This is a genomic window from Litoreibacter janthinus, from assembly GCF_900111945.1.
In the GTDB taxonomy this organism is placed as follows: Bacteria; Pseudomonadota; Alphaproteobacteria; order Rhodobacterales; family Rhodobacteraceae; genus Litoreibacter; species Litoreibacter janthinus.
Genome location: NZ_FOYO01000001.1, coordinates 3,158,221 through 3,177,169, shown reverse-complemented (window position 1 = coordinate 3,177,169; position 18,949 = coordinate 3,158,221). Strand labels below are relative to the sequence as shown.

Annotated in this window: 17 protein-coding genes; 15 read left to right on the top strand and 2 right to left on the bottom strand. The window is 57.5% G+C overall.

The genetic code is table 11. The features are described 5' to 3' along the window. Positions 1–3 precede the first annotated feature (3 nt). The gene (locus tag BM352_RS15895; RefSeq protein ID WP_090218813.1) at positions 4–525 is read left to right on the top strand and encodes a hypothetical protein; all 522 of its coding nucleotides are present in this window, start codon (positions 4–6) and stop codon (positions 523–525) included. Positions 526–555: 30 nt separating this feature from the next. Here BM352_RS15895 and BM352_RS15890 read toward each other — a convergent pair whose 3' ends face one another. Further along, positions 556–1,986 (bottom strand): Glu/Leu/Phe/Val family dehydrogenase, encoded by a 1,431-nt coding sequence (locus tag BM352_RS15890; protein WP_090218811.1) that lies wholly within the window; start codon positions 1,984–1,986, stop codon positions 556–558. A gap of 328 nt (positions 1,987–2,314) precedes the next feature. Here BM352_RS15890 and BM352_RS15885 point away from each other — a divergent pair, with 328 nt between their 5' ends. The 9 genes from BM352_RS15885 (at position 2,315) to rpoD (ending at position 14,111) form a co-directional block, all read left to right on the top strand. After that, complete coding sequence (locus tag BM352_RS15885) at positions 2,315–3,790, top strand: TadE/TadG family type IV pilus assembly protein (protein ID WP_090218809.1); 1,476 nt, start codon at positions 2,315–2,317, stop codon at positions 3,788–3,790. Continuing rightward, a complete protein-coding gene (locus BM352_RS15880; RefSeq protein ID WP_090218807.1) occupies positions 3,787–4,344 on the top strand; it encodes a TadE/TadG family type IV pilus assembly protein in 558 nt (185 codons plus the stop codon). Before BM352_RS15885 ends, BM352_RS15880 begins: the two co-directional genes overlap by 4 nt. Next, the gene (locus BM352_RS15875; RefSeq protein WP_090218804.1) at positions 4,344–4,925 is read left to right on the top strand and encodes a TadE/TadG family type IV pilus assembly protein; all 582 of its coding nucleotides are present in this window, start codon (positions 4,344–4,346) and stop codon (positions 4,923–4,925) included. Before BM352_RS15880 ends, BM352_RS15875 begins: the two co-directional genes overlap by 1 nt. A gap of 106 nt (positions 4,926–5,031) precedes the next feature. Beyond that, on the top strand, positions 5,032–6,285 hold the full coding sequence (locus BM352_RS15870; protein ID WP_090218801.1) for a sarcosine oxidase subunit beta family protein: 1,254 nt from the start codon (positions 5,032–5,034) through the stop codon (positions 6,283–6,285). A gap of 9 nt (positions 6,286–6,294) precedes the next feature. Further along, on the top strand, positions 6,295–6,555 hold the full coding sequence (locus tag BM352_RS15865; RefSeq protein ID WP_090218799.1) for a sarcosine oxidase subunit delta: 261 nt from the start codon (positions 6,295–6,297) through the stop codon (positions 6,553–6,555). After that, positions 6,552–9,461 carry a sarcosine oxidase subunit alpha family protein gene (locus BM352_RS15860; RefSeq protein ID WP_090218797.1) on the top strand — a complete coding sequence of 970 codons (2,910 nt, stop codon included), beginning with the start codon at positions 6,552–6,554 and terminating at the stop codon, positions 9,459–9,461. The genes BM352_RS15865 and BM352_RS15860 overlap by 4 nt, the downstream gene beginning before the upstream one ends. Continuing rightward, positions 9,454–9,993, top strand: coding sequence for a sarcosine oxidase subunit gamma (locus BM352_RS15855; RefSeq protein ID WP_090218794.1), 540 nt, complete (start codon positions 9,454–9,456; stop codon positions 9,991–9,993). The genes BM352_RS15860 and BM352_RS15855 overlap by 8 nt, the downstream gene beginning before the upstream one ends. Before the next feature lie 80 nt (positions 9,994–10,073). Then, entirely contained in the window at positions 10,074–12,032 is a 1,959-nt protein-coding gene (dnaG, locus tag BM352_RS15850) for a DNA primase (RefSeq protein ID WP_090218792.1), read from the top strand. 99 nt (positions 12,033–12,131) lie between these two features. Then, positions 12,132–14,111 (top strand): RNA polymerase sigma factor RpoD, encoded by a 1,980-nt coding sequence (rpoD, locus tag BM352_RS15845; RefSeq protein ID WP_090218790.1) that lies wholly within the window; start codon positions 12,132–12,134, stop codon positions 14,109–14,111. Between the two features lie 60 nt (positions 14,112–14,171). Here rpoD and BM352_RS15840 read toward each other — a convergent pair whose 3' ends face one another. Further along, a complete protein-coding gene (locus BM352_RS15840; RefSeq protein WP_090218788.1) occupies positions 14,172–14,489 on the bottom strand; it encodes a TraR/DksA family transcriptional regulator in 318 nt (105 codons plus the stop codon). Between the two features lie 147 nt (positions 14,490–14,636). Here BM352_RS15840 and BM352_RS15835 point away from each other — a divergent pair, with 147 nt between their 5' ends. The 5 genes from BM352_RS15835 (at position 14,637) to ribD (ending at position 18,817) form a co-directional block, all read left to right on the top strand. Further along, a complete protein-coding gene (locus BM352_RS15835) occupies positions 14,637–15,077 on the top strand; it encodes a thiol-disulfide oxidoreductase DCC family protein (protein ID WP_090218785.1) in 441 nt (146 codons plus the stop codon). Beyond that, a complete protein-coding gene (locus BM352_RS15830) occupies positions 15,070–16,719 on the top strand; it encodes a saccharopine dehydrogenase family protein (protein WP_090218783.1) in 1,650 nt (549 codons plus the stop codon). The genes BM352_RS15835 and BM352_RS15830 overlap by 8 nt, the downstream gene beginning before the upstream one ends. Beyond that, positions 16,716–17,132, top strand: coding sequence for a secondary thiamine-phosphate synthase enzyme YjbQ (locus BM352_RS15825; protein WP_090218781.1), 417 nt, complete (start codon positions 16,716–16,718; stop codon positions 17,130–17,132). Before BM352_RS15830 ends, BM352_RS15825 begins: the two co-directional genes overlap by 4 nt. 106 nt (positions 17,133–17,238) lie before the next feature. Further along, positions 17,239–17,706, top strand: coding sequence for a transcriptional regulator NrdR (gene nrdR / locus BM352_RS15820; RefSeq protein WP_090218780.1), 468 nt, complete (start codon positions 17,239–17,241; stop codon positions 17,704–17,706). Positions 17,707–17,710: 4 nt separating this feature from the next. Beyond that, on the top strand, positions 17,711–18,817 hold the full coding sequence (ribD, locus tag BM352_RS15815) for a bifunctional diaminohydroxyphosphoribosylaminopyrimidine deaminase/5-amino-6-(5-phosphoribosylamino)uracil reductase RibD (RefSeq protein WP_245781007.1): 1,107 nt from the start codon (positions 17,711–17,713) through the stop codon (positions 18,815–18,817). Positions 18,818–18,949 lie beyond the last annotated feature (132 nt).

The following is an 18,949-nucleotide window of genomic DNA, read 5'->3' as shown; positions in this document are numbered from 1 at the left end:
TTGATGACAGAGACAGAAAACGACCATCGATCCGAAGTGATCGCAGGACTGATCCCATCAGCGCCGCGCCGCATGTTCGGGACAGGGGTCTTGTATGGTTTGGGGTTTCTTCTGTTCTATCTGGTTGTGACCCAGCCTCCGCAAGGCTTGCATTTGGTTTTTCTACTTATCGTGATTGGTGCCGCCTCGGTTTATGGCGGCTACAAAATGTGGCAGGTTACGGGCCGCATGATTGAGCTGACGGAGGAAGAGCTTCGGCTTTCGGATGGAACGGTGATCTTCCGTATGGATGATGTCGAAAAGGTCGATCGCAGCTTTTTTGCCTTCAAGCCGTCGAATGGATTTCTCGTGACGCTGAAGACGTCGCACTCGGTGTCTTGGGCGCCCGGCCTGTGGTGGCGCTTTGGAAAACGCGTTGGGGTCGGTGGACTGACGTCCGGCGCTGAAGGCAAGCTCATGGCCGATACACTGGCCGCGATGATCGCTATGCGCGACGGGCTCGTGGACCTTGACGGCATAAGGTAATGGGCGAGGCAGTGCCCCGCCCAAGTTAGTTTACAGACCTTTAGCGCGGTAACTGCTCGCGATGCGGTCGATCGAGACAAGATATGCGGCGATCCGCAGGTCTTCGACATCATCGCGCGCATGCCAAACTGCCCGCATTGCCTGATAGGCCGTGCGCATGGTGTCATCGAGGCCGGAGCGGACCAGTTCGATCTCCCCCGCGCCACGCAGGAAGCGTGCTTTGAAGTCCGGGCTCAACTCCCAGCCTAGTTGCTTGTCGGCTGACAGACGTTCAAGCTCGTTGATTAGCAGGTGGTGTTGCGCCTCTTCCTGACGTTTGCCCATACGGCCGAACCTGATGTGACTCAGGTTCTTGACCCATTCAAAATAAGACACCGTCACACCGCCGGCGTTGGCGTAGAGATCGGGGATAATCACGCAGCCCTTTTTGCGTAGAACTTCGTCGCCACCCGCTGTGATCGGGCCGTTTGCAGCCTCGATAATCAAAGGTGCCTGAATGCGGTCCGCATTTGACAGGTTGATGACGCCTTCGAGTGCTGCCGGGATCAAAATATCACACGGCGCTTCTAGGATGCTTGCACCGTCCTCGACATATTGGCCTTCGGGGCACCCTTTGACGCCACCGTGCTCCGCGATCCAGTCATGAACCGCTTCGACATTTAGTCCGGTGTCGCTGGTCAGTGCCCCGTCGCGTTCAATGATGCCGACAATCTTAGCGCCGTCTTCCTCTGACAGGAATTTCGAAGCGTGGTAGCCCACATTCCCAAGACCCTGCACAATCACTCGTTTGCCTTCGAGAGTCCCATCCAAGCCCGCAATCGCGATGTCTTCCGGGTAGCGGAAGAATTCTTGAAGGGCGTATTGCACGCCTCGGCCCGTTGCCTCTACACGACCGGCGATGCCGCCTGCGTTTAGCGGTTTGCCAGTCACGCAGGCGCGCGCGTTGATGTCTGTGGTATTCATCCGCGCGTATTGGTCCGCGATCCAAGCCATCTCACGTTCCCCAGTGCCCATGTCTGGGGCAGGGACGTTCTGGCTGGGGTGGATCAGGTCGCGCTTTGCCAGTTCGTAGGCAAAGCGGCGGGTGATTTGTTCCAGCTCGTGTTCGTCCCACTCGCGCGGGTCAATACATAGGCCGCCTTTGGAACCGCCGAATGGTGTTTCAACCAACGCACATTTAAACGTCATCAGGGCGGCTAGCGCCTCTACCTCGTCCTGATGGACGTTGGGGGCGAACCGGATCCCGCCTTTTACGGGCTCCATATGTTCGGAGTGCACCGCGCGGTAACCGGTGAAAGTGTGAATTTGCCCTCGTAAGCGCACGCCAAAGCGAACGGTATAGGTGGCGTTGCAAACCCTGATCTTGTTTTCAAGCCCGGGTGGCAGGTCCATTAGGCTGACAGCTCGGTTGAACATCAACTCAACGGATTCACGGAAGGATGGTTCGGTATGTGTGTTCATGACAGCTCTCCTGACACAGCAGGGTTTAACAAATCGCTTAAAAAATGTGCGAGTTGAAAACTCAGCGTAGAGCGGCGCGTTGCAGAAAGTAAGCAGTATTTAACGGGTCTATGCGTCGGGTAAGTGATTCCGTAGATAACCCCGCCCATTAGAGCGGTCGCGGGAACAATGCCTTCTAAAGCTATGAAAAGTTGCCAAAAACACCTGTTAAGCGCCGCATTTCTGCCGGATTTCGTCAAATTCTAGCCACAGTGCTCGGGCTTATTAGGGCACAGGGCGAATTGCGCCTGAATACATCGGCGCGTGCTGGCGCTAGGGAAGGGCAGTCATGAGTGACATGCGTAAACAACGTATCAAGGCCGCTACAAGTGCGGGAAAAGATACATCGCTGTTGAGTCAGGTTGGGCAGCGACTAACTGGTCGGTCACGTGGGTTTGCGCGTGACGAGAACGGTACAATGATCATTTTCGGGCTCACTATCTTCTTGATGGTGCTGGTCGCGACAGGCATGGCCATCGACTTTATGCGCCATGAAAACATGAGGTCCCGTTTGCAGGCCACTTTGGACCGCGCCGTTTTAGCTGCGGCCGATTTGGACCAGACCAACGACCCACAGGAGGTCGTGGAGGACTACTTCGCCAAATCCGGCCTCACCAACTATGAATTGGACGTTGTGGTCGAAGAAGGCCTGAACTTCCGCACGGTGACCGCCAACGCTTCAAGTGTTGTCGACAGCATGTTTTTGAACATGGTCGGTATCGAAAGCATCGATGCGCCTGCAGGCGGCGCTGCCGAAGAGCGGATTGAAAAGGTCGAGGTGTCCCTCGTCCTCGATATCTCCGGCTCCATGGATTCCAACGACAAAATCGAGAACATGCAGCAAGCGGCTGACGAGTTCGTCGACACGCTGATCACGGCAGATACCAAAGACCTGATTTCGATTTCGGTGGTTCCCTACACCGGTCAAACGAATGCGGGCGAGACGCTGTTTAACGCGATCAACGTTGATCAAGTTCACGACTATTCGTACTGCGTGGAATTCGAAACCGCTGATTTCCAGACAGTCCCGCTGAGCTTTTCAAAGCAATATGAGCAAGCTCAACACTACGAATACTCGAGCAGTTTCTACGGATCCTGGGCCAACTACAAGATCCAGAACCCTTGGTGTTCGGACAAAGAAGACGAAGAAATCAAAGCTTTCCAGAACAACAACTCGACGCTTAAAACGACTATCGACTCGTACCGCCCTCGTACCGCCACTGGCATCCACTATGCCATGAAGTGGGCTGCGGCGTTGCTTGATCCGTCCATGCGTTCGGTGGTGAGCTCGATGATCTCCGCTGGTGACGTGGACCCCGCGTTCGAAGGTCGTCCTGCGAATTATGACGACGAGGAGACCGTTAAAGTTATCGTTCTGATGACGGACGGGATGAACGTGGACCAGTATCGTATCAAGAGCTGGGCTTACGATTCGACCTCCGAGTATCAGCACTGGGCGCGGTACACCTTGTGGTATTACCTCAACAACTACGTCTACTGGAGAAACCACGGAGACTATTACTACCGGAAGCACAACTCCGGGACAGCAGATGCCCGTTTGGCAGACATCTGCGAAGCGTCTCGCGATGCCGGTATCGTAATCTTCAGCATCGGTTTCGAAATCAATGACAACCCATATGCATCCAGTGTGATGAGCAACTGCGCGACCTCCGACAGCCACTTCTACGCGGTGGAAGGTGTGGAGATCAGTGACGCGTTTGGTGCAATTGCTCGGACCATTAACCAGTTGAGGCTAATCCAATGACGCATTGCAAGCCGTCTTTGCTTGTCCGGTCCTGGCGCACCCTGATGGGGCGCGAGGACGGAAACGCCACAATCGAGTTCGCTATCCTCTTCCCCGGCTTCATGTTGGTGTTCATGTCGATCTTCGAGATTGGTATGCTGATGACACGTTACATGATGTTCGACCGGGCATTGGATGTGGCCATACGCGAGGTTCGCCTGTCCGAAAACCGCAGTTTTACGCAGGACCAGGTTAAGCAGCTTTTGTGCTCTCAGACAGTTATCTTGCGCAACCACTGCTTGGAGGATGTGTCGCTTGAGATGGTGCGCGTCGACGAGGATGACCAGAACTGGACATTCCCGACAGGGGCCACCCCGTGTCGCGACTATGCGCAGAACGTCATACCGACGACGACCTTCGTCACCGGTGACGCAAACGACCTGATTTTTGTGCGTGCTTGTATGTCGATCGAGCCGTTTTTCCCGACTGCGGCTCTGGGGGAATACCTGACCCGAGACAGCGGCGGTCGGTTGAACATGATTGCCATGTCGGCCTTCTCTGTGGAGCCAAACTGATGAAACAGCTTCTCAAAAAGAGTGCGACCCCCTTTGTTCGGTTCCTGCATGAGACGCGGGCATCCGCAACGGTTGAGGCGGTGTTGATCCTGCCACTTCTTATGGCCTGGTTCGTGGGGAGTTTCGTCTTCTTTGACGGGTTCAAGAACCGAAACACATCGCTGAAGGCCACCTATACAATCGGCGATATCCTGTCACGCCGCACGAATGGGGCAACTGCAGAATACATAGACAACCTGCAGGAGCTGTACGATTCGTTGGCTTATACCAGCGGCAGTTCTGCGCTGCGGGTGACCAGCCTTACTTGGAACGGCAAGAAACACCGTGTTTTGTGGTCTCATTCGACCAAGAGCACCGTGCCAGAGCAGACGAACGAAGCTGTCGCGTCCCACGCATTTAAGAATCGCATCCCTTTGATGGCGATCGGCGAGACGGTTATTCTGGTGGAAACCTTCACCGACTATAACCCGGCTTTCAACGTGGGCTGGAACCACCGCATCTTCGAGAATTTCGTGGTGACATCTCCGCGCTTCGCGTCCTGTTTGTCTTGGGATGACGGCGTGAACGTGCCTAGCTGTTAAACTCGGGCGGCGTATTCGTCGCTCAGATACAATGCAATGTCGGGCAGGGCCTTTCGCTCTGCCCGTTTTGCTGTTTTTCTACCCGTGGTGATCACGGGAGACTTCTATGGGCTACAACGCCTTCCAAATCCTCAAAGAGGGTCTGACAGGAAACAAGGGCTGGCGACCAGTCTGGCGCGACCCTGAGCCGAAGTCCGAATATGACGTCATCATCATTGGCGGCGGCGGACACGGATTATCCACGGCGTATTATCTCGCCAAGAACCACGGCATCACCAATATTGCGGTGATCGAGAAGGGCTATATAGGCGGCGGCAATGTCGGCCGTAACACTACTATCGTGCGCGCCAACTACTTCCTTCCGGGCAATTCCGAATTCTATTCCCACTCCCTCAAGCTTTGGGAGGATATGGAGCAGGATTTGAACTACAACACCATGCACTCGGGGCGGGGGCTAATTAACCTGTTCCACTCCGACGGTCAGCGTGACTCCTTCGCGCGGCGCGGCAATATGATGTGCAACCAAGGTGATGACGCGATCCTGCTGGACCGCGAGGGCGTGCGCAAGCATCTGCCGTATCTCGATTTCGAGAACCACCGCTTCCCAGTCTACGGCGGCCTCTACCACCCGCGCGGCGGCACCGCGCGTCACGATGCGGTTGCGTGGGGCTATGCGCGAGCGGCGGACCAACTGGGCGTCGATCTGATCCAGCAATGCGAAGTCACCGGAATCGACGTCAAAGACGGAGTCGTGCAGGGTGTTCAAACCTCACGCGGCGCCATTCGGGCCAAGCGGGTCGGGATTGTCGTTGCGGGCCGGTCTTCACAAGTTGCCGCGATGGCTGGCCTAGAAGTCCCCATCGAATCCCACATCTTGCAAGCCTTCGTGTCCGAGGGGCTGAAACCCGCTGTCGATCACGTTGTCAGCTTCGGTATGGGCCACTTCTATCTCAGCCAGTCCGACAAGGGCGGCTTGGTCTTCGGAGGGGATTTGGATTTCTACGCGTCATACGCCCAACGCGGCAACCTGCCGATGATGGAGCATGTCATGGAGGCTGGGATGTCGCTGGTCCCCGCGTTGGGCAAGGCCAAAGTGCTACGTTCTTGGGGCGGTATCATGGACATGACCCCCGACGGCTCCTTCATCATCGACCGCACCAAGGTCGAGGGCCTCTACATGGATTGCGGCTGGTGCTATGGCGGCTTCAAGGCCGTGCCCGCGTCCGGCTGGTGCATGGCCCACCTGATGGCCGAAGATAAGCCCCACGAGGTCGCCAAAAAACACACGTTCGACCGCTTCCGCACAGGCGAGGGCATCATGGACGAAGAGGGCACCGGCTCTCAACACAATCTGCACTGAGGACGAAACATGCGTATCAATTGCCCCATCTGTGGCGACCGGGACCGGCGCGAGTTCTATTACCTCGGGGCCTCCGATTATCTCAATCGCCCTGCCGAGGGCGATCTGGATGCGATCCACAAATACCTCCACATCCGCGAAAACCCGGCAGGCGTGACGAAAGACCTGTGGCACCATGAGGCGGGGTGTTCCAGTTGGCTTGTGGTGGAGCGCAATGTGACCACCCATGAAGTCCTAGGTGTAGAGCTTGCATCCGAGGTGGCGAAATGAGGCTAGAGAACAAAGGTTTAGTTGACCGTTCCGAGCGGCGCAGTTTCACCTTTGACGGGATGAGCTATGCCGGCTTCAAAGGCGATACTCTTGCGTCCACCTTGCTTGCCAACAACGTCCATCTGGTCGGGCGCTCGTTCAAGTACCACCGTCCGCGCGGTTTGATCTCGGACGGCACGCAAGAACCCAACGGTTTGGTAGAGCTGCACAGGGGCAACCAGATCACCCCCAATGTGCGCCTGACGGGGCAGGAATTGGTTTCCGGATTGGATGCGCGCTCGCAAAACCACTGGGGCAGTCTTGAGTGGGACGTTCTGGAGCTTAACGATCTTGTGTCGCCGTTCCTAAGTGCGGGTTTCTACTACAAAACCTTCATGTGGCCTAAGGCGTTTTGGGAAAAGGTTTATGAGCCGTTTATCCGCCGCGCTGCAGGGCTCGGGCGGCTGTCGATGGCGCAAAACACCGATCGCTATGACAAGGCCTTTGCGTTTTGTGACGTACTGGTGATTGGCTCTGGCCCATCCGGGATCATGGCGGCGCTGACCGCAGCCAATGCAGGCGCTCAGGTGATTTTAGCCGAAGAGGACTTTGTCTTTGGGGGGCGCCTGAATTCGGAAACCTATGAGATCGGAGGCAAACCGGGCCATATCTGGGCCAAAGAGCAAATCGCGAAACTGGGGCAGATGGACAACGTTCGCCTGATGAAGCGCACAACCGTCACAGGCGCTTACGACGGCGGCACTTACGGAGCTGTCGAGCGTGTCTCGCACCATGTGGCACAATCAGGCGAAGCGCCGTTGGAGACATTCTGGCGTATCGTTGCCAAAGGGTGCGTCTACGCGGCAGGAGCTATGGAGCGCCCGATTGCGTTCCAAAACAACGACCGCCCCGGTGTGATGATGGCCTCCGCCCTGCGCGGTTACCTCAACCGCTACGGCGTCGCGGCGGGCAAGCGCGTCGCGCTGTTTGGCAACAACGATGATGCTTTCCGTACCGCGAAAGACCTGTCGGATGCGGGCGCGCACATCGTGGCCTATGTGGACAGCCGCGCCGACGCCGAGATTTCGGGCGACTTCCCGATCTACAGGGGCGCGCATGTGACCAATGTCAAAGGCCGCAAGCTGGTCGAGGGCGTGACAATCTCGAACGGCGTTGGCGATGTCATGGCGGATTGCCTGGGCGTTTCTGGAGGCTACAACCCGACGGTGCATTTGCCCTGTCACATGAATGGCCGTCCGCAATGGAACGAGCAAATCGCCGCTTTCATTCCAGTGCCAGACATGGTGCCGGGGATGGAGGTCGCGGGTGCTGCGGGCGGTAGTTTCTCGACCAAGGCGTGCCTCAAATCCGGTATCTTCCGCGCGAAGGAAGTGCTGAAGGCGTTGGGCCTCGACGCCCGTGCACCGACATGTCCCGACGCTGAAGATGACCCCACGAAAATCTCGCCGCTCTGGGCGGTGCCTGGCAAGGGCCGGGCGTGGTTGGATTTCCAGAACGATGTGACGGTTAAGGATGTAAAGCTTGCGGCGCAAGAGAACTTCAAATCCGTCGAGCATATGAAGCGCTACACCACCCAAGGCATGGCGCCGGATCAAGGGAAGAACAGCAACGTCAATGCCTTGGCAGTGCTTGCTGATGCAACAGGGCGCGGCATCCCCGAGACAGGAACCACGACGTTCCGACCGCCCTATACACCTGTCTCTATCGCGGCGATGGGGGCTTACGCGCAGGGCAATGGCTTCGCACCTCAACGTTTCACAACATCAGATAAGGTATCGCGCGACCTCGGTGCGCCAATGATCGAGGCAGGGCTTTGGTATCGCCCTAGTTACTTCCCAAAGGATGGCGAGACCCATTGGCGCCAGTCCTGCGACCGTGAAGTCAATATGGTGCGCTCTGCGGTCGGCATCGCGGATGTCTCCACCTTGGGAAAAATCGACATACAGGGGCCGGACGCGGGCGCATTCCTAGACTTCCTTTACATAAACACGTTTTCAACGCTGAAGCCCGGCAAGGTCCGCTATGGCATCATGCTGCGCGAGGATGGGCATGTGATGGATGACGGCACGACGGCTTGCATCGCAGAAAACCACTACGTGATGACGACCACGACAGCCGCCGCAGGGCAGGTGATGCGGCATTTGGAATTTGTTTCCCAGTGCTTACGCCCTGATCTTGATGTGCAGTTCATCTCCGTGACTGAACAATGGGCACAATTTGCGGTTGCTGGTCCTAGGTCACGTGACCTGCTGGCACAGGTGCTGGATGCTGAACTCGACCTGCCGTTTATGGGGTGCGGCGTTGTCTCTATCGGCGGTGTGAAAGCGCGGCTGTTCCGCATCTCGTTTTCAGGGGAACATGCTTATGAACTGGCTGTTCCCGCGCGCTATGGGGAGAGTCTTTTCAAGGGCTTGCTGGCTGAAGCTGAAGCTTTAGGTGGTGGTGCTTACGGGATGGAAGCCCTCAACGTGATGCGGATTGAGAAGGGCTTTATCACCCATTCCGAAATCCACGGGCGCGTGACTGCGGGTGATATCGGGATGGGGATGATGATGTCCAAGAAGAAGGACTTCATCGGCAAAACGGCGGCGATGCGCCCCGGCCTGCTAGAGGACCGCGAGGAGCTCGTAGGGCTTAAGCCTGTCGGTGCAGTGAAAGAGCTGAACGCCGGCGCCTTTTTCTTTGCCGAGGAGGCAGACGCTATTCGAGAGAACCAGCAAGGCTACACGACCTCGGTCGGGTTCTCGCCTGAGCTTGGAAAGATTGGTCTGGGCTTCCTCAAGAATGGCCGCGAGCGTCATGGCGAGGTACTGAAACTGGTCGATCATCTCCGCGAGGTCACCACGCGGGTGGAGATCTGCGACCCAGTATTCCTAGACCCCGAAGGGAGCAAAGCCCGTGATTGAACTTGTCGCAAAATCCGCCGCCGAAGGATTGCTACCTGTCGCTATCGGAAAGCTGTCATTGACCGAACTTCCTTTGCGCACGATGCACTCCATCGCGCCGCAGAACGGGGCGGAAGTGTCCGCCGTTCTGAAGAAGGCGGTTGGCGTTGCGCTGCCGGACGCGGGGGCTTCGACAGCAAAAGGGGACGTCGAAATCCTCTGGACCGCGCGCGGGCAGTATTTTCTGGTCGGGGCAACCCCGCCTGATTTGCCTGCTTCAGTTACGGATCAATCGGATGCATGGTGCGCAGTCCTGTTGACGGGGGAGCGGACCGAGGACGCACTGGCGCGGCTCTGTCCAATCGATACGGCTCAAATGGGAGAGGGCGATGTCGTCCGCTCGCTCATCGGTCATATGTCCGCGATCATTGTGCGGCGTGCGGAGGGCTTTGAAATTATGGTGTTCCGTGCTTTCGCGAAGACACTGGTGCATGAGCTGCGCGAGGTCATGGTCTCTTTGAATGCGCAAGAGGCCCTGCAAAAGCAACGCTGAGCCGCTTTCGAGAAAGAATTAAACTGAGATAGGTTCGCCATCACTGGACTTTGGAGCCGCGCGGCCCGATATTCTGGTCTATGAGCCTGCCACCCGGATTTCTTGACGAATTGCGCTCCCGCACCTCAATTGCACAGGTGGTCGGGCGCAAAGTCATATGGGACCCGCGCAAGTCGAACCAAGGCAAGGGCGATATGTGGGCACCATGCCCGTTCCATCAGGAAAAATCCGCCAGTTTCCACGTCGATGACCGCAAAGGCTATTATTACTGCTTCGGCTGCCATGCCAAAGGCGACGCGCTTGGATTTATTCAAGAAACTGAGAACGTGTCTTTCATGGAGGCAGTTGAGATCATGGCGCGCGAGGCGGGGATGACCATTCCCGCCCGTGATCCACAAGCGCAGCAAAAGTCGGACCGGCGTTCCCAGTTGGCAGACGTGATGGAGCAGGCGACGCAGTTCTACCGGTTGCAACTGAAGTCTGGCGCTGGTGCAGCCGCGCGCGATTACATCAACAAGCGGGGGCTCTCGCAGCAAACGCAGGACCAGTTCGACATCGGCTTCGCACCGGATGGCTGGCAAAACCTTTGGGATCATTTGACAGGGAAAGGCGTCGCAGAGGAGTTGATCCTTGCCGCAGGTCTGGCCAAAGCCTCAACCAAGGGCGGCAAGCCCTATGACACGTTCCGCAATCGCATTATGTTCCCGATCCGCGATCCGCGTAAGCGCTGCATCGCATTCGGCGGACGGGCGATGGATCCGAATGACAATGCCAAGTATCTGAACTCCCCTGAGACCGAGTTGTTCGACAAAGGCCGCAGCCTCTACAACCACGGACCTGCGCGTGAGGCGGCTGGCAAAGGCCTGCCGCTCATTGTGGCCGAAGGGTATATGGACGTCATTGCGTTAACCGCGGCGGGGCTGTCTGCGACCGTGGCACCGTTGGGGACGGCGGTCACCGAGACGCAGTTGCAGCTTTTGTGGCGCATCTCGCCCGAGCCGGTAATCGCACTGGATGGCGACAAGGCTGGCATTGGTGCTGCCATGCGGCTGATTGATCTGGCATTGCCGATGCTGTCCGCAGGGCAATCCCTGCGTTTTTGTGTTCTGCCTGAAGGGCTTGATCCTGACGATCTGATCAAGACCCAAGGCGTAGAGGCCATGCGTGAACTGGTCGAAAACTCCAAGCCATTGGTGCACCTGCTTTGGCAACGCGAAACTGAAGGCAAGGTGTTTGACAGTCCGGAACGTCGCTCGGCCCTGGATCAATCGCTTCGCGCGGCGTTGACTAGGATTTCAGATGGCAACCTGCGCAGCCACTATGGTCACGAGATCAAACGGTTGCGCGCCGAACTTTTCGATTTGAACCCTGCGCCACGACAAAGCGATTGGCAGCCGAGCCAGTCGCGCGGGCCTTGGAAAGGCAAAGGTAAATTCCCCGATAAAGGCGTCGCCGTCGCCTCAACCAAAAATTCCCTTTTGGCGCAAAGTACGGACGTGGAAGAACGGGTGCGCGAGGCCGTAATCTTGGTGATCCTTATGGCGCATCCGGATCTGCTGGCCCACTTCCTGTCGGATCTGGAGACGCTGGATCTTCACGGGGAAGATCACCGCCGAATTCTTGCGGCGCTGTTGCGACACACCGACGAGACCGATCCCGAGCATTTGAAGAACATTCTCACCGCCGAGATCGGGGCGGCCCCCCTTGAAAAGCTCTGGTCGCTTAGCCATGTGCAAATTGCTCCTGCCGTCAGGGCGGGGGCGGACCCAATTCTGACCCGAATGACCATGGCCGAAGAATTGGCCAAGCTTGAAGCCCGACGTGGTGTTCAGCGCGAAATTGAGGACGCTGTGGAAGACCTTGCTGGCGTCGCCGATGAGGCGCTGACATGGCGTGTTGGCCAAGCTGCAGAAGCGCGAAACGCCTCTATGCGCAGCAAGGGCATCTCGGACGGGGGTGACGGCGAGGATCGCGGATCTATGTCCGACTATCTGCAATCTCTCATCGACGGAGAGATTTGGGTGAAGAAAGGGCGCTAAGCCCTGTTGATAAACCGACGTGCGAATCACTCTGATTCGCGTTATTGATTCGCTTAGATTCGCGCGAATCACCCTAAGGCGCTTTTTTGGAGGCATTTCATGGCCAAAGACACCGACGATCAGACGCAGGCGCGCGAGGATGCCGCAGACGGACTCGACATGAGCCAAGCTGCCGTCAAAAAGATGATCGCCGAGGCGCGGGTGCGTGGCTACATCACCTACGACCAGCTCAATCAGGTTCTTCCGCCAGAGCAGGTCGCCTCCGAACAGATTGAAGACGTGATGTCGATGCTGTCCGAAATGGGCATCAATATTATTGAGGAAGAAGAGGCGGAGGACGACGGGTCCACCAAAGACCTCGTGGAAGTGAACAACTCCGCCAAGGATGTTGTGCTCGCATCGTCGACCACCGAAACACTTGATCGCACCGACGATCCCGTCCGCATGTATTTGCGCGAAATGGGTTCTGTTGAATTGCTGTCGCGTGAAGGCGAAATCGCGATTGCCAAACGGATCGAGGCGGGGCGCAATACGATGATCGCTGGGCTGTGCGAAAGCCCGCTGACTTTCCAAGCTATCACTATCTGGCGCGACGAACTTTTGTCCGAAGACATTTTGCTGCGCGACGTAATCGATCTTGAAACGACCTTTGGCAACACGCTCGACGAAGAGAGCGAAGAAACCGCTGCAGTCGTCGCCACGCCGGGAAGCGCCGAGACGAAAACCGAAGACTCCGGCCAAGAGCTGGATGCGGACGGCAACCCGATTGCAAATGACGATGACGAGGATGACGAGGACGAACAGGCCAACATGTCGCTTGCAGCGATGGAGGCCGCACTGAAACCGCGCGTTTTGGAAACCCTTGATCTGATCGCCGACGATTATCTGAAGCTGGCCGATATGCAGGATCTGCGAATTTCGGCTGCAATCAACCACGACGACACCTTCTCCAACAAAGAAGAGGGCGCATATCAGGCGCTGCGGACAGAAATCGTGACGATGGTGAATTCGCTTCACCTGCACAACAACCGTATCGAAGCGCTGATCGACCAGCTTTACGGGATCAACCGTCGCATCATGTCCATTGACTCGAGCATGGTGAAGCTGGCTGACCAAGCCCGCATCAACCGCCGTGAGTTCATTGACGAGTATCGCGGCTACGAACTTGACCCCGGCTGGGTCGAGCGGATTACCAACAAAACAGGCCGTGGCTGGACAGCGCTAATCGAACGCTCCCGCGAGAAAGTCGAAGACCTGCGTGCCGAGATGGCGCAAGTGGGTCAGTATGTCGGCGTCGACATCACCGAATTCCGCCGCATCGTGCAGCAGGTCCAGAAGGGCGAGAAAGAAGCCCGTCAGGCCAAGAAAGAGATGGTCGAAGCCAACCTGCGCCTCGTGATTTCCATCGCCAAGAAATACACCAACCGTGGTCTGCAATTCCTTGACCTCATCCAAGAGGGCAACATCGGCCTGATGAAAGCCGTGGACAAGTTTGAATACCGTCGTGGCTACAAATTCTCGACCTATGCGACCTGGTGGATCCGTCAGGCGATCACCCGCTCGATCGCTGACCAAGCCCGGACCATCCGTATTCCGGTCCACATGATCGAGACGATTAACAAGCTGGTTCGGACCGGTCGCCAAATGCTTCACGAGATTGGCCGTGAGCCGACGCCAGAAGAATTGGCAGAAAAGCTGCAAATGCCGCTCGAAAAAGTGCGCAAGGTTATGAAGATCGCGAAAGAGCCGATCTCTCTGGAAACGCCAATCGGTGACGAGGAAGATTCACAGCTTGGCGATTTCATCGAGGACAAGAATGCTGTGCTGCCTTTGGACAGCGCCATTCAGGAAAACCTCAAGGAAACAACCACCCGTGTGTTGTCGTCCCTGACGCCGCGCGAAGAGCGCGTACTACGGATGCGCTTCGGGATTGGTATGAACACCGACCACACTTTGGAAGAAGTGGGTCAGCAGTTCAGCGTTACGCGAGAGCGTATTCGCCAGATCGAGGCGAAAGCGCTGCGAAAGCTCAAGCACCCATCACGCTCGCGCAAACTGCGCAGCTTCTTGGACCAATAAGAAAAGCGCCCCATGGGGCGCTTTTTTACTGTTGGACCCAAGCTGAAAAGGCGGTCTCGCTTATTTGGCGCAATCTTTGCAGAATGGCGTGTAGGGCAGCAGCTCCAACCGCTCTGCGCTGATCTGGTCGTCGCACTTAACGCAGAACCCGAATTGACCGCCGTCTATTCGCCTGAGCGCGGCATCGATGCGGATGATTTCATCCGCAGCGTTGTTGCCCAAGCTTTCCAGTACTTCGTCGGTTTCGCGCTCGACAGCCAGTTCCTCCCAATCCTTGGAGTTATGTGCATCCAGTTCGCTTTCAACATCTTGGCTGCGCTCCACAAGCTCTGCGCGGCGGGCGATGAGTCTGGCCTTATAATCAGCAGTTGTAGGCATGGCGTTGGTCCTCTGTTTTCGTCAGCCTAGGCTTTGGCTCAGGCCATGGCTTTGACAGATGTCAATTTGCAGCTAATCCATAGCCTGCACACTCGTGCGACACCGCCACGCATTCAACCTTTGGCCGCGACATCTTAAGGTTTACCCATGGCACAGTTCGAACCCGACCCTTATGTGACCGCGCTGACCGAAGGGGCTGACATCGTTGTGTTTGACGGGGTCTGCGTGCTGTGTTCCGGCTTTCTGAGATTTATGCTCCGCCACGACCACCACCAACAGTTCAAGTTTGTCACCGCACAGTCGGATCTGGGCGAGGCGCTCTATGAGCATTTGGGCCTGAAATCCGCGGACTACGACACAAACGTCGTCATCGTCGGCGGGCACATTTTTACCAAGCTTGATGCCTTTGCTGCTGCGATGGGTGCGCTTGGCGGAATTTGGCGTGCCGCGAAGGTTGTGCGGGTCCTACCGTACCCGATTGCTGATTGGCTCTATAACCGCATCGCGCGCAACCGCTACAGCGTCTTTGGAAGAACGGAGAGCTGCATGATTCCGACACCGGACATTCAGGACAGGTTCCTTGCTTAAGAACGTCCTCCTGCTTGGGGCAACAGGTTTGTTCGGTGGACATCTGGCACGTCAGCTTGCGGCGCGTGATGATATCGCGCTGACCATCGCGGGTCGCACGCGGGACGCGCTAGACCAGCTAGCGGATCAGATCCGGGCCAAAGCGCATGCGGTCGACCGCGCTGACCTGAAAGCGGTTCAGCGCGTCTTGGATCAGGTGCAGCCCTTTGCAGTCATCGACTGCTCCGGCCCCTTTCAAAGCTATGGTGCCGCCCCTTATGCCTTCGCTGAGTCGGTCTTACAGGCTGGGGCGCATTATCTGGATATTGCCGACGGGGCGGAGTTCGTCGCCGGGATCAGCGCGCTCGACCAACTTGCAAAGGACAATGGCGTCTGCGCGTGGTCGGGCGCCTCGACAACTCCTGCGTTGTCATCTGCTATCGCGGCTGATTTGGTCCAAGGCTTTGACAGTATCGAGTTGATCGAAACCTCGATCCTTCCCGGCAACAAAACCCCACGCGGCCTATCCGTCATGCAGGCGATCCTAGGTCAGGTGGGCAAGCCTTTTTTGCGCACACGCGGTGGCCAAGTGGAGGCCGCTCTTGGCTGGGACGATAGCAAAAGCATCGCGCCGAGTGTGGGGGAGAAGGCACTCGCGCCGCGACTTGCGGCGCTTGTGAATACTCCTGATGTTGCGCTGTTCCCGGAGTATTTCAGAGCAGCCACCGTGACAGCCCGCGCAGGGTTGGAACTGGTCCTGTTTCACCGCGCGCTGAGTGTTGCACGCTTTATTGTGCCTCTCTTGAACATCAAAGCGCTGGACCGCCTGTCCAAACCGCTTCTCAAGCTATCCAACCAGTTTCTGCGCTTCGGCTCGGATGCGGGCGGCATGCGTGTGCGGGTGGTTGGCGCCACGATTGAAAAGCGGCAGGAACGCGTTTGGGACATGATCATCCCAGACGGTCATGGCCCGAAGACGCCAGTGCAACCCGCCGCCATTCTGCTGGACCAATTGCTGGCCGGACATATTCAGCCCGGCGCACGGCCCGCCTTGGCCGCTTTCACACGGCAAGAGGCCGAGGCGCAACTTGCCACCATTCACGCGGTGTTCGAGCGGCGGGACACAGACCTGACACCCATTTTTGCGCAAGCGCTTGGCGACAGATTCGACCAGTTGCCGGAAGCAGTGCGCCTGCTGCATTGCCCCGCTCATGTGTCACGCTTTGGAGGCTCTGCTGAAGTCCAAGCGGCGACAACTGTGCTAGGTAAACTTGCGGCCCTTATTGGGGGCTTCCCGCTTAAGGGCGGGCAGGTGCCCGCTCGGGTCGAGATCGTCGCGGACCGGCAATCAGAGACTTGGTCTCGCGATATGGGCGGCAAGCTCTTTCAGTCCGTGCTGCGCTATGATCCGGCAAAAGGCATGACCGAGACGTTTGGACCTTTGACCTTCGGTCTCGACCTGACCGTGGAAAATGGCGCATTGCACTTTCCCGTCACACGAGGGCGGGCCTTCGGGGTTTTGCCAATCCCGCACCTTTTGACACCCGTTAGCGAAAGCACGGAGACCGTGGATGCGGAGGGGCGCTTCCAGTTTGACGTGCGGCTCAGCTTGCCGACAGGCGGATTGATCGTGCATTACAAAGGCACCTTGGAGCCGAAATGACCATGTTCACCATCTCGACCCGCGGGCAGGGCCTGTATGAATTCACCCGAGACGTTCAGGGCTGGCTCGCTGCGCAAGCAGCAGCGGACGGGCTACTGACTTTGTTCGTGCGTCATACGTCCTGTTCGCTGCTCATTCAGGAAAATGCCGACCCAGAGGTGCAGACCGACCTGCGCAATTACTTCGCGCGGCTGGTGCCGCCCACAACCGATCCGAGCATGTCCTACCTCACTCACACCTATGAGGGGCCTGACGACATGCCAGCCCATATCAAGGCCGCGATGATGCCCGTATCACTGTCTATTCCGGTACAGCGTGGGCAAATGATGCTGGGGACTTGGCAAGGCATTTACCTGTTCGAGCATCGTGACAGCCCCCATCAAAGACAGGTCGTGGCGCATCTGTCTCACTAGGCTTTGGGGGGTGAATTCCCCACTACCCAAACTGTAGCGGACTGCCTATAGTGCCTGTGGATAACTGGGGAATAACACCCAGACTGGCGGGATAAGGGAAAAAGCAATGCGCTGTCCGTTTTGTGGAAATGTAGATACACAAGTTAAGGACTCACGTCCTGCAGAAGATCATGTAGCGATCAGACGGCGTCGGTTTTGTCCGGCCTGTGGCGGTCGCTTCACCACGTATGAGCGCGTTCAACTGCGCGATCTGGTGGTCATCAAATCCTCCGGCAAGCGTGAAGACTTTGACCGCGACAAGCTTGAACGCTCCATTCGCATCTCCATGCAAAAACGCCCTGTTGATCCGGAACGGATTGATCAAATGATTTCCGGAATCGTACGCCGCCTTGAAAGCATGGGCGAGACTGACATCAAATCCACCGCCATTGGTGAGATCGTGATGGAAGCACTGGCCCGCATCGACACGGTCGCCTATGTGCGGTTCGCCTCGGTTTACAAAAACTTTCAGGCCGCTGATGACTTCGAGGATTTCGTCCACGAGCTTCGCCCGCCTGTAGGCAAAGACGACTGACCCCATGACACAGCCTGATGACCAGCGATGGATGGCCTTGGCGCTGTCGCTGGGCAAACGGGGGCTGGGCCAGACTTGGCCCAACCCAGCCGTTGGCTGTGTGATCGTCAAAGGTGGCCGTCTTCTAGCGCGCGGCTGGACTCAAGCAGGCGGACGTCCCCACGCAGAACAAGCGGCGCTGGCGCAGTTGGCCAAAGGTGCAGCTAAGGGCGCGACGGCCTATGTCACGTTGGAGCCATGCTCCCACACCGGCCAAACCCCGCCCTGCGCTTCTGCTTTGGTTGCTGCGGGTGTTGCGCGCGTCGTCGTCGCGACCGGTGATCCTGATCCGCGTGTGTCGGGCAGGGGCCTTGCAATGCTGCGCGAGGCAGGCATTGAAGTAGTGACCGGCGTTCTCGAGGCTGAAGCACGCCGCGACCAACAGGGCTTTTTGCTTCGCATAACTGAAGGCCGTCCTTTCCTGACGCTGAAGCTGGCGTCGTCCTTTGACGGGCGCATTGCCACCGCCACGGGCGAAAGCCAGTGGATCACCGGACCACAGGCCCGCCAGCAGGTGCAGGCGCTGCGGGCAAGCCATGATGCGGTGATGGTGGGCGGCAGCACTGCACGACAAGATTTCCCCTCTCTTACGTTGCGCGGCATGGGCGACCGGCAGCAGCCGGTGCGTGTCGTCATTAGCGCTGAGTTGAACGTCCCGACCCACGGCCCGTTGGCAGAAGACGAGACTGGCGCTCCGGTTTGGTTGGTTCATGGGCCGGACGCAGCGCCATCGGCGCAAGAGTTCTGGCGCAAGCGCGGAGCTACCCTTGTCTCGGTAGGCGCCGAGCCCTCAGGCCTGGACCTCTCCGCGGCGCTTCAGGCTTTGGCGCAGGCAGGGCTGACGCGTGTGCTATGTGAAGGCGGTGGCTCGCTCGCGGCGTCGCTTCTGTCGGCGGGTCTGGTCGATCAGGTTGTGGGCTTCACAGCGGGTGTCATGCTTGGGGCGAACGGATTGCCAAGCTTGGGCGCATTGCAGTATCGCGCTCTTGATGATGCGCCGCGGTTCACTTTGCTCGGGTCGTCCAGAATCGGCGAAGACGTCATGCATGTCTGGCGCCGAGTCGGCGACTAACCTTCATTTTTTACCCTCTATTTCAACGACCTCACACTTCGTGAGCGGGTTCTCACGCGCCCGTTATCATGTCGTCTGTCTTGAAGGTTTATTGTGCGTAAAAGCGCAGAAGTTCGATTCAAATCAGAAATA